We start from the raw sequence: 10,139 nt of genomic DNA on the forward strand, positions 1-10,139 counted from the left end.
GCGCATGCCGTCTGCCCGTACCGCCCGCCTTACTGATGGAGCATTATGACCGCCACACCTCAGCAGCCTCAGCATATGATCTCCGCAGACGATATTCTTGCCGGGCTTGACCCGGATCAGCGTGCGGTCGCCACCGAGCTGGACGGCCCCATGCGCGTGCTGGCGGGTGCCGGTACCGGTAAGACCCGCGCGATTACGCACCGCATCGCCTACGGCATTGCGATCGGTCGCTACCAGGGCCCGCGCGTGCTCGCCCTGACTTTCACCCTGCGCGCGGCGGAGGAGATGCGTACCCGCCTGCACCAGCTGGGTGCGCATGGCGTGCAGGCGCGTACCTTCCACTCGGCGGCGCTACGTCAGCTGGCGTATTTCTGGCCGCAGGTGGTAGGCGGTACGTTCCCGTCCATTGTGCAGAACAAAGCCTCACTCATTACGGAGGCGGCGAACCGTCTGCGCATCAGCACGGACCGTTCCCTGTTGCGTGATTTGGCGTCGCTGATTGAATGGGCGAAGGTTCAGCTACTCACCCCGGACACCATCATGCAGCGTCTGAGTGAGAAGCAGCTGCCCTCGGCGATTACCCCGCAGAATATGCAGCGTATTTTCCAGGCGTATGAGGATTTGAAGGATGAGCGTAACCTCATCGACTTTGAGGACGTGCTGCTGCTGACCATCGCCATGCTGGAGGAGGACGAGAAGCTTGCGGCGACCGTCCGCAACCAGTACCGCCATTTTGTGGTGGACGAGTACCAGGACGTTTCCCCGCTACAGCAGCGTCTGTTGGATGTGTGGCTGGGTGGCCGCGACGATATTTGCGTGGTGGGCGACGCCTCCCAGACGATTTACTCTTTTACCGGCGCGACCAGCCGTTACCTGCTGGATTTTCCGCGCCGGTATCGTGGCGCGCACACGGTGAAGTTGACCCGTGACTACCGTTCCCACTCGCAGGTGGTGGAGTTGGCGAACCGTCTGTTGGCGGCGCGTCATCCGCATCCGGATTCGAGCCCGCATTCGTGGGCGCCGCCGCTGGAGCTGATGTCTCAGCGTGGCCCCGGCGTGGATGTGGAGTGGTTCGGCTATGCCGACGATGAGCAGGAGGCCGCCGGCATTGCCGAGGATATCCGCGACCTGATTGAGAAGGACGGCGTGCCGCCTTCGGAGATTGCGGTGCTGTTCCGCACGAACGCGCAATCGGCGGCGATTGAGTCTGCGCTGGCTGCCGCCCACATTCCGTACCAGCTACGTGGCGCGGAGCGTTTCTTTGAGCGCCCCGAGGTCAAGCAGGCGATGCTTGCCCTGCGCGGTTCGGCGAAGTCCACGGACGGTACCGAGGACGTCACCCGCTACACCCGCGATGTGCTCGGCGGCCTCGGCTATAAGGAGGAAGGCCCCCTTTCGGGAGGCGCCACCCGCCAGAAGTGGGAGTCCCTCGCCGCCCTGGTGCATATGGTGGATATGATGGCGCAGCACCGCCAAGAGCAGCTTCAGGAGCACCGCGCGAATCCTCGCCCGGGCGTGCCCGAGCCGCTCCCTTTGACCATGCACGAGGTGGTGGCGACCCTGAACCACCGCAGCGAATTCAACGACGCACCGCAGGTCAACGGCGTAACCCTCGCCTCCCTGCACGCGGCTAAGGGCCTGGAGTGGGACGCCGTGTTCCTGTGCGGCCTGAACGAGGGCCTCATGCCCATTACTTTTGCGACCACCCCGGATGAGGTGGATGAGGAGCGCCGCCTGCTGTACGTGGGTATTACGCGCGCCCGTAAGTACCTGTGGCTGACCTGGACGATGACCCGCACCGTGGGTGGTCGCGGTCAGCGTAAGCGTTCGCGTTTCCTGGACGATATTGATCCGGCGAAGCGCCGCCGCAGGGCTGAGAGTGCTGGCTCGTCGTATAGCCAGCGTTCAACACAGCCTCGCTCAACACAGCCCCGCCGTTCGTCGAAGGGAAGAGGAGACTATGGCTCAGCGTTTTAAGCGTGAGATTCTGCCCGCCACCGAGGACCGCCCGCAGATTGAGCTGGTCCGCTCGGCGCGCCGCACCCGCACCATCAGCATGCAGCGTGACGGCGTGGACGAGCACGGCAACCCCGCCTACCGCCTGCTCATTCCCGCCGCGAGTACGAGCGAAGAGATTGACGAGCATATTGCCCGCCTGCTGCCGCGCATTCAGCGTCGTGCCGCCCGCCGTGAGCGTGCCACTCAGCTGACGGTCACGGACGAATACCTGCGCTCCCGCGCCCTGCACCTGGCGCAGAAGAACCTGCCGGAGCTGGTTGCCTCGGGCAGGCTCGAGAAGCTGTCGATTCGCTGGGTGAGCAACCAGCGTCAGCGCTGGGGCTCGGCAACCTACGCGAACACGCAGATCCGCATCTCCTCGGAGCTGCAGGGCGTGCCCGAGTACGTGCTGGATTCGGTGATTCACCACGAGCTCTGCCACCTGCTGCAGCCGAATCATTCGGCGGCGTTCCGTGCCCTGGAGGCGCGCTACCCGCAGCTGCTGCGGGCGCAGGCCTACCTGGAGGGGTACGCGTTGGGGCGCTCGCGGGCTGAGGGTGAACGTGCTGAGGGCGAGCGCGGCGAAAACAGCGCCGGCTAAAATCCTGCCAGCTAAAATCCAGCCGGCTAAAGCGCTTCTCGAAAGTCAAAGAATCAAAAACCAACCGAACACTCAACCAAAACACTCGAGCGGGGGTGGCTTGTGAATACACAAGCCACCCCCGCTCGAGGTGTCAGCTATTTACTTTCGCCGCTCAGCTTTACTTCGCTCAGCTCTACTTTTCTTCGGGCGCGTCGCCGAAGCCGCCGTCCAGCAGCTTCTGCAGCTCTGAGTCGAAGTCCACGTCGTCCAGGCTGATTTCGTTCATGCGTGCATCGTATGCGGTGAAGTCTTCCAGCTCGGCGGGGGTGGGCAGGGTCTCCGGGGTGTCCCAGAGGCCGTCGCGTGCCTCAATGCCGTGGGCGTTTTCGTACCAGCGCCAGAACTGCTGTGCCTCACGCACCAGGCGCGGGCGCAGTTCCAGACCGACCAGGTTCTCGAAGACCTGCTCGCTGGGGCCACCGTCGATGCGGCGGCGCGCCATGATTTCGGTCAGCTGCGGTGCCTTGGGCAGGTTGCGGGTCGCGTCTTCGGTTACGACGGATACCCAGCCTTCGATGAGCGCGAGCAGACCCTCCAGACGCTGCATCGCCAGTTCCTGGTCTTCGGTGCGCTGGGGGCTGAACATGCCGCCTTCGAATGCTTCCTGTACGGCGTCGGGGTTGCTCATATCCACCTGGGATGCGGCGTCCTGCATGCGGTTCATGTCCACGCGGATGCCGCGGGCGTAGCGCGCCACGAGCTGGACCAGGTCTTCACGCAGCCAGGGGTTTGCCTTGTGCAGGCGGATCAGCGCGGATTCACGCACAGCAAGGTAGAGCAGAACCTCCTGCGGGGGCACCTCGATGCTGTCGGCGAGCTGCTGGTAGCCGTTGGGCAGTAGCGCGGAGGAGCCGGGCGCGAGGGGGAAGCCCACGTCGGTGGAGGAGTACACCTCACCGGCGAGCTGCGCGAGTGCCTGCGCCATCTGCGCACCAAAAATCACGGAACCAATGTTGTTCAAGAAGCCGCTGTTGAGAATCTGCGAGATCTCTTCGGGCACGTCTTCGGGAGCGCCGGGCATGACCATGGACTGGGTGACTTCGGCTGCGACCGGCTCGACCATTTCGCGCCAGGAGTCGAAGGAATGCTCCACCCATTCCGCCTTGGACCACGCCTGCACCGGGTAGTTGTGGCGCTCAATGATAGTCACCGCGTCCAGCCAGAGGTCGGCGAGGTTCGCCGCGTCTTCTACGGCGCGCTTGAGGTTTTCGGGTACGGAGGGGTCTTCACCCATGGAGGCGAGCATCTGGCGGGTCTGGTTCTTCACGCTATCCCAGTTCACACCGCTGGGGCTGTCGGATGCGCCCGCGCCGGAGAACATCGCCTGCACCTGCGCGAACATGCTCTGCATCATGGCGGGGTCAAAGCTCATGCCCATGTTCTTCAGGTCTTCGGGGTCGATGCTGATGCCGAAGGGGTTCTGGCCGCCTTCGCCGAAGAGCGCGCTGAAGGGGTTCTGCGCGTTGGAGGAGGCGCCCTTGCCGCCCTGGCCGGTTGCCCCAGCGGAGGGGTCGAAGCCCTGCTCCTGCATCTTCTTAATGAATTCTTCGAGGGGGTCGCGCTCGTTGGAGGCGCCGCCGGTGGGGTTCTCAGACATGTAGAAGCCTTTCGTAATCCGGGGGTGGGCGCAGCTGGCCCGCTCGCTGTCCAGCCTACCGATTTTTGCTGAGAATTTCCCGTGCCATTGCTGTGGAAGCGGGTTAATCAGCTAAGGGCTCACAAGCTTGTCTTTGGGGCCGGGGTTTGGGAGTTTTTTCGTGCCGCTGTCACCGTGCGGTGCTGATAAAGCGCGGTGCGGGTCGGAACGTAAACGCCTCCTGGGGCTCTATTTTTAGCGGGGTAACGGTGCCCGCCCGCGTGTTGAAAAGCAGGTTTATCCGGTACTGTAGAAACCATGACTAAGTCCACCCCTGATGCTGAGCAACAGTCGAACGCCGCCTCCGCGAGCGTGAAGAGTAATGAGAAGGAGGCTAAGCGCCGTTCGCGTTTTGCGCCGCGCCGCGTGAACTTGCGTTCGGTGAGCGCTGTGGCGACGTGCGCCCTGCTGGCTGGTGCTTTTGTTCTGCCCAGTTCCTATGTGAAGGAGGGCCCCGGCCCGCTCTTTGACGTGCTCGGAACGTACCAGGAGAAGGACGTCATTGAGGTTTCTGGCGCGCCCAGCTATAAGACGTTCGGCAAGATGAACATGACCACGGTGTCGGTTTCGGGCGGCCCGTACACGGAGCTGTCCGGCGCGGAGGCGTTCTACGGCTGGTTGGCGTTTGACGGTAACCGCAGCCTCGTGGTGCCTACCGATGCCCTGTACCCGCACGTGAGCCATGAGCAGGCGACAGCGGCGACCGGCGCGCAGATGGCTGATTCGCAGACTCAGGCGAAGGTCGCGGCGATGCGCCAGCTGAAGATGGCGGTGACCGAGAAGGTTCAGGTGCTTTCCACAGTGGAGGGTTCCCCGGCGGCGAGCGCTCTGAAGGCTGACGACCGCATCGTCAAGGTGGGGGAGAAGCAGATTGAGACCCTCACCGATGTTCCGAAGGCTGTGAACGCCTCGAACGGTTCGCCGATTGACGTGACCGTGGAACGTGACGGCACGCAGCAGACGTTTAAGCTGACCCCGGTTCGTTCCAGCGACGATAGCCGCTGGATTCTGGGCGCGGGTTTGAAGCAGAGCTATGATCTGCCGGCGCACGTGCAGTACAACCTGGACGGTGTGGGCGGCCCGAGCGCGGGTCTGATGCTGGCGCTGGGCACGGTCGATAAGCTGAGCGAGGGTACTCTGCTCGCTGATGAGGACGCCGGAGGCGACCCGTACCGCAGCTACATTTCGGGTACCGGCACGATTGATGCTGACGGTAAGGTCGGCGCAATTGGCGGCATCAAGTACAAGATTCTTGCGACGGGCCGTTACGGTGCGCGTTATTTCTTGGCGCCGAAGGAGAACTGCGATTCGATTGTGAAGATGCAGGCGCAGGACCCTGACCTGTTCAACTACTATCACGCCGGTCAGGTGAGCGGCACGATGGTGGTTGTTCCGGTGTCGACCCTGGATGAGGCGGTGAAGACGGTGGAGGCGATTAAGTCCGGCACCCCGGATGATTCCCTGCCCCGCTGCGGTTCCTAGCGTAACGTTTCTCTCTGCGAGGTTCTCACCCGTATAGCGTAGAAGTCAGCCCCGGTACTTTACGGTACCGGGGCTGTTCTGCACCCTATTCTCTGTCCTCGTCTGCGTCTCCGTAATCCTCGCCAGCACCTCTCACCTCAGCATTTCACGTCCCAAAACCTCTCAACCCGGTCATATTTCGCCCCGAGCTTCTACGAGGTTCTGCCCTTCCGCGTTACCTCTGAGATACTTAAAGGCAGTTATTTTCTCTGAACGTATGATGAGCGAGGAATTGTGTCTGAGTCGACCAATAACACCGCGCATCCCAAGCCGAAGAAGTCAACGCCTAAGCGTCGTAGCCCCCTGCGGGTGACGATTGCTGTGGTGGCGGTGCTCATTGCTGCTTTTGTGGGTGCGTCCCAGGTGTACACGGACTGGCTGTGGTTTGATCAGCTGGGTTATAGCACCGTGTTCACTACCCAGATTTTGTTGAAGGCAGCCGTGTTTGTGGTGGCTGCCGTGGTGATTGCTGTGCCGCTGTGGGCTTCGATGTCCTACGCGGTCCGTCATGCTGATGTGGCGCCGGCGTCCGAGAAGAAGCCGCAGGAGGCGCCGAACCCGAATCAGAGCGTGCCGACGAGCGGCACGGATGCTGCCGAGCAGATGCTGCGTGACGTGTTTGGTCAGCAGCGTGCTGAGGAGAGCATGCGCCGCTACCACGAGAGCGTGGATAAGGCGCGTAAGGTTCTGCTGATTGTGGTTCCGCTACTGTTGGGTCTGTTTATTGCTTCGGCGACGATGACTCAGTGGAGCACCGTTGCACTGTTCTTCAACCAGCAGTCCTTCGGTAAGACTGACCCGGAGTTCGGTCTGGATTACGGCTTCTTCCTGTTTGCGTTGCCGTTCTTCCGCATGGTGGTGACTCTGGTGACCTCCGCTGTGGTGCTGTCGGCGCTCGCGGGCCTGTTCATGCACTACTTCTACGGCGGTATTAAGGTGCAGCCCGGTGGTGTGAGTACCACGTCGGCATTCCGCCGTCACGCTGCGATTGTGGTGGCTGTGTTTTTGCTGACTCGTGCGGTGAGCTTCTGGTTGGACCGCTATTCGTCGACTCAGCAGCAGGTGGGCCGTTGGGCTGGCGCGATGTACACGGATGTGAACTCGTCAATCCCGGTGAACGCTATTTTGGCGATTTCTGCTCTGTTGGTGGCTGTCATGTTTGTGATGGCGGCTTCGATGAATCGTTGGCGTCTGCCGCTGATTAGCACCGCGATGCTGGTGATTGTTGCTGTGGTTGCTGGCGGCCTGTACCCGTGGATTGTTCAGCGTTTCCAGGTGGTTCCGAATGAGCAGGGTGCTCAGTCGAAGTTCATTCAGCGCAATATTGATGCGACCCGTTACGCGTACGGTCTGGACAAGATTGAGACCACTCCGTATGACGCGACGATTGATACCCGTGCCGGTGCGTTGAGCTCTTCGAGCGCGACCATTGCGAATATCCGTCTGTTGGATCCGAATGTTGTGTCCTCGGCGTTTGCGCAGATGCAGCAGTTCCGCCCGTACTACCGTTTTGATTCGCAGCTGGCGGTGGACCGCTATGCGGTGGGTAATACCACGCAGGATACGGTGTTGGCGGCTCGTGAGCTGAACCCGGCGCAGACCAGCGGTGATTCTTGGTATAACCGCCACGTGGTGTACACCCACGGTTACGGCGTGATTGCCGCCTACGGTAATCAGGTGGATTCTGCGGGTAACCCGAAGTTCCTGCAGTCCGGTATTAAGGCGACCGGTACCCTGAGCGAGGATTACGAGCCGCGTATTTACTTTGGCACGAGCTCGCCGGAGTATTCGATTGTGGGCGGTAAGGGCGACACCCTGGAGCTGGACCGTCCGCTTTCTGCTGAGGAAACCAACGCCTCCGATGCGAAGTACACCTTCACCGGTTACGGTGGTCCTCGCGTTGATTCGCTGCTGGCTCGCCTGTCCTATGCGATTAAGTTCCAGTCCTCTGACATTCTGCTGTCGGATGCGGTGCGTGAGGGGTCGCAGATTCTGTACGAACGTAACCCGCTGGACCGTGTGCGTAAGGTGGCGCCGTACCTGAGCGTGGATTCTAAGCCGTACCCGGCGATTGTGAATAACCGCGTGCAGTGGATCGTGGATGCATACACCACGAGCGATCAGTTCCCCTACGCGCAGGGTAGCTCCCAGGACGCGGCAACCGCTGCGGGTGCTCAGCGTTCTAACTCGGTGAATTACATCCGTAATTCGGTGAAGGCTACCGTGGACGCGTATGACGGTTCGGTGACCCTGTACGCGTGGGATGAGGAGGATCCGGTGCTGAAGGCGTGGCAGGGCGTTTTCCCTGGCACAGTGAAGAGCTACCGTGAGATGAACGCTTCGCTGATGAGCCACGTGCGTTACCCGACTGACATGTTCAATGTTCAGCGCACCATGCTGAATAAGTACCACGTGACGAACGCGAATAGCTTCTACGCCGGTGACGATGTCTGGTCGATTCCGAATGATCCGACCAATGATCGTAACCAGCCGATTTCGCCCTACTACCTGTCCCTGCAGATGCCCGGTGATTCGCGTGCGCACTTCTCGTTGACGACCACGTTCATTCCTCAGCAGAGCGATTCGAACTCTCGTAACGTGATGTACGGCTTCCTGGCGGCTAATGGTGATGCCGGTACCGGTAAGGACGGCGAGCGTAGCGCCGACTACGGCAAGCTGCGTCTGCTGGAGTTGCCGCGTTCTTCGGTGGTTCCGGGCCCGGGCCAGGCTCAGAATATTTTCAACTCTGATGCTGAGGTGTCGAACCAGCTGAACCTGCTACGCCGCGGTTCCTCTGAGGTTATTAACGGCAATATGCTGACTCTGCCGGTGGGCGGCGGCATGCTGTACGTTCAGCCGGTGTACGTGCAGTCGAGCGGTGACGCTAAGTACCCGCGTCTGCAGCGTGTGCTGGTGAGCTTCGGCGATAAGGTCGGTTTCGCTCCGACTCTGGAGGAGGCGCTGAACCAGGTGTTCGGTGGCTCTTCGGGCGCGAAGCTGGACGGTTCGGCGGCTAGCCCCTCGGCTTCGGCGTCTGGTTCTTCGGGTACCTCGGGTGCTTCGACCGGAGGTTCTTCGGCTTCGCAGTCTTCGGAGCTGAAGCAGGCTCTCAACGATGCCTCGAAGGCGATGACCGATGCTGATGCGGCGATGAAGAAGGGCGACTGGGCTGCCTACGGTGAGGCTCAGAAGCGTCTGGAAGCAGCCGTGAAGAAGGCTCTGGAGGCTGAGGAGGCGCAGAGCGCGGCTTCCGCTAAGGCTTCGGCAGCGCCCAGTGCCTCTGCGGCTCCGAGCGCCTCTGCAGCTCCCAGTGCCGCGGCTTCTGCAAGCGCCCCCGCAAGCGCGAAGCCCAGCGCCAGCGCCTCGGCTTCTCGCTAAGACTAAGAGGCTAAGCCTAAGAGACAGCGGGGGAGTAGCCCATACCGGATGCTCACGGGTCTAGCGTCCTCGCTCTAGATCCGGGGCCTGCACTGGATACGGCTCCTACCGACTAGCTCTAGCGGTCTCTGCGGGAACGGGGTGGAAGTGATTCACTTCCACCCCGTTCCTGTATGTTCTACCCCTGGCACTGCCCCGTAGCCCCTATTCCTACCCAACTGCTTTCTACCCAACTGCTTTCTACCCAACAGCCCCTATTTTTGTGTGCTTGGTTACAAATCGCGTTTTTGGCTTGCATGCCCGGTTTGGGGTCTGTATAGTTGTATGAGTCGCCGCGGGGTGGAGCAGTTCGGTAGCTCGCCGGGCTCATAACCCGGAGGTCGCAGGTTCAAATCCTGTCCCCGCAACCAGAAAAACCCGGTATCTCAACGAAAAGTCGCTGAGATACCGGGTTTTGTTTTGCCCTGACGAGACCGAATCCCTATGTTATTCCCTACCTTTCAGCCAAACTCAGGCCCGTCGTCGAGGTGGGGGGAGGGGGGACTATCACCCAACATCGAGGACTATCATCCAACGCCCCTTCGGGGCGTATGACTATCTTCGCTCGTGCATGATCTCGTGGGAGGGAGGTTGCAGAGGAGGATTTTCACCGCCTAATCGGCGTTGATACCGGCTGTTTACCGCCTGAAAATGCAAAAGCGGTATAGCATTTTCCCTCGTATCTCAACCGAATCCCAACCCTTTACCGCCTTCACCGCCTAAAACCGAAAACTTTTATATATACACACGCATATGTAGGAAGATGAACACTCGCGTGTACACTTTTTAGAAATTAGGCGGTAGAGGCGGCAACACACCATGTTTTGACTGATATACCAACGTTTTCGATATACCGCTTAGCCTCAAACAGGCGGTAACTAAGCGTTGAAAGAGTAGCGTCCCGCATAGTGGTGTAACCGTGGG

General features: G+C 60.8%; 5 protein-coding genes and 1 tRNA gene. 5 read left to right on the forward strand and 1 reads right to left on the reverse strand.

The features are described 5' to 3' along the window. Window positions 1-45: 45 nt before the first annotated feature. Window positions 46-1,977 (forward strand): ATP-dependent helicase, encoded by a 1,932-nt coding sequence (locus HMPREF2779_RS05765; protein ID WP_105361044.1) that lies wholly within the window; start codon window positions 46-48, stop codon window positions 1,975-1,977. Further along, window positions 1,961-2,599, forward strand: coding sequence for a M48 metallopeptidase family protein (locus HMPREF2779_RS05770; RefSeq protein WP_070685357.1), 639 nt, complete (start codon window positions 1,961-1,963; stop codon window positions 2,597-2,599). Before HMPREF2779_RS05765 ends, HMPREF2779_RS05770 begins: the two co-directional genes overlap by 17 nt. Before the next feature lie 175 nt (window positions 2,600-2,774). Here HMPREF2779_RS05770 and HMPREF2779_RS05775 read toward each other — a convergent pair whose 3' ends face one another. Continuing rightward, window positions 2,775-4,238 (reverse strand): zinc-dependent metalloprotease, encoded by a 1,464-nt coding sequence (locus HMPREF2779_RS05775; RefSeq protein ID WP_105361045.1) that lies wholly within the window; start codon window positions 4,236-4,238, stop codon window positions 2,775-2,777. 297 nt (window positions 4,239-4,535) lie between these two features. Between HMPREF2779_RS05775 and HMPREF2779_RS05780 the strand changes: the two genes are divergently transcribed. The 3 genes from HMPREF2779_RS05780 (at window position 4,536) to HMPREF2779_RS05790 (ending at window position 9,586) form a co-directional block, all read left to right on the forward strand. Next, window positions 4,536-5,759 carry a YlbL family protein gene (locus HMPREF2779_RS05780; protein WP_105361046.1) on the forward strand — a complete coding sequence of 408 codons (1,224 nt, stop codon included), beginning with the start codon at window positions 4,536-4,538 and terminating at the stop codon, window positions 5,757-5,759. Between the two features lie 273 nt (window positions 5,760-6,032). Next, on the forward strand, window positions 6,033-9,176 hold the full coding sequence (locus HMPREF2779_RS05785; protein WP_105361047.1) for a UPF0182 family membrane protein: 3,144 nt from the start codon (window positions 6,033-6,035) through the stop codon (window positions 9,174-9,176). Window positions 9,177-9,509: 333 nt separating this feature from the next. Further along, window positions 9,510-9,586 (forward strand) — tRNA-Met (locus HMPREF2779_RS05790). Window positions 9,587-10,139 lie beyond the last annotated feature (553 nt).

Origin of the sequence: Rothia sp. HMSC069C03, from assembly GCF_001811075.1 — a bacterium.
GTDB classification, from domain to species: domain Bacteria; phylum Actinomycetota; class Actinomycetes; order Actinomycetales; family Micrococcaceae; genus Rothia; species Rothia mucilaginosa.

Bases quoted from the DNA above. Each gene is read 5' to 3' on its own strand.
- HMPREF2779_RS05780 (WP_105361046.1), top strand. From the start codon at position 4,536: ATGACTAAGTCCACCCCTGATGCTGAGCAACAGTCGAACGCCGCCTCC.
- HMPREF2779_RS05765 (WP_105361044.1), top strand. From the start codon at position 46: ATGACCGCCACACCTCAGCAGCCTCAGCATATGATCTCCGCAGACGAT.
- HMPREF2779_RS05775 (WP_105361045.1), bottom strand. From the start codon at position 4,238: ATGTCTGAGAACCCCACCGGCGGCGCCTCCAACGAGCGCGACCCCCTC.
- HMPREF2779_RS05770 (WP_070685357.1), top strand. From the start codon at position 1,961: ATGGCTCAGCGTTTTAAGCGTGAGATTCTGCCCGCCACCGAGGACCGC.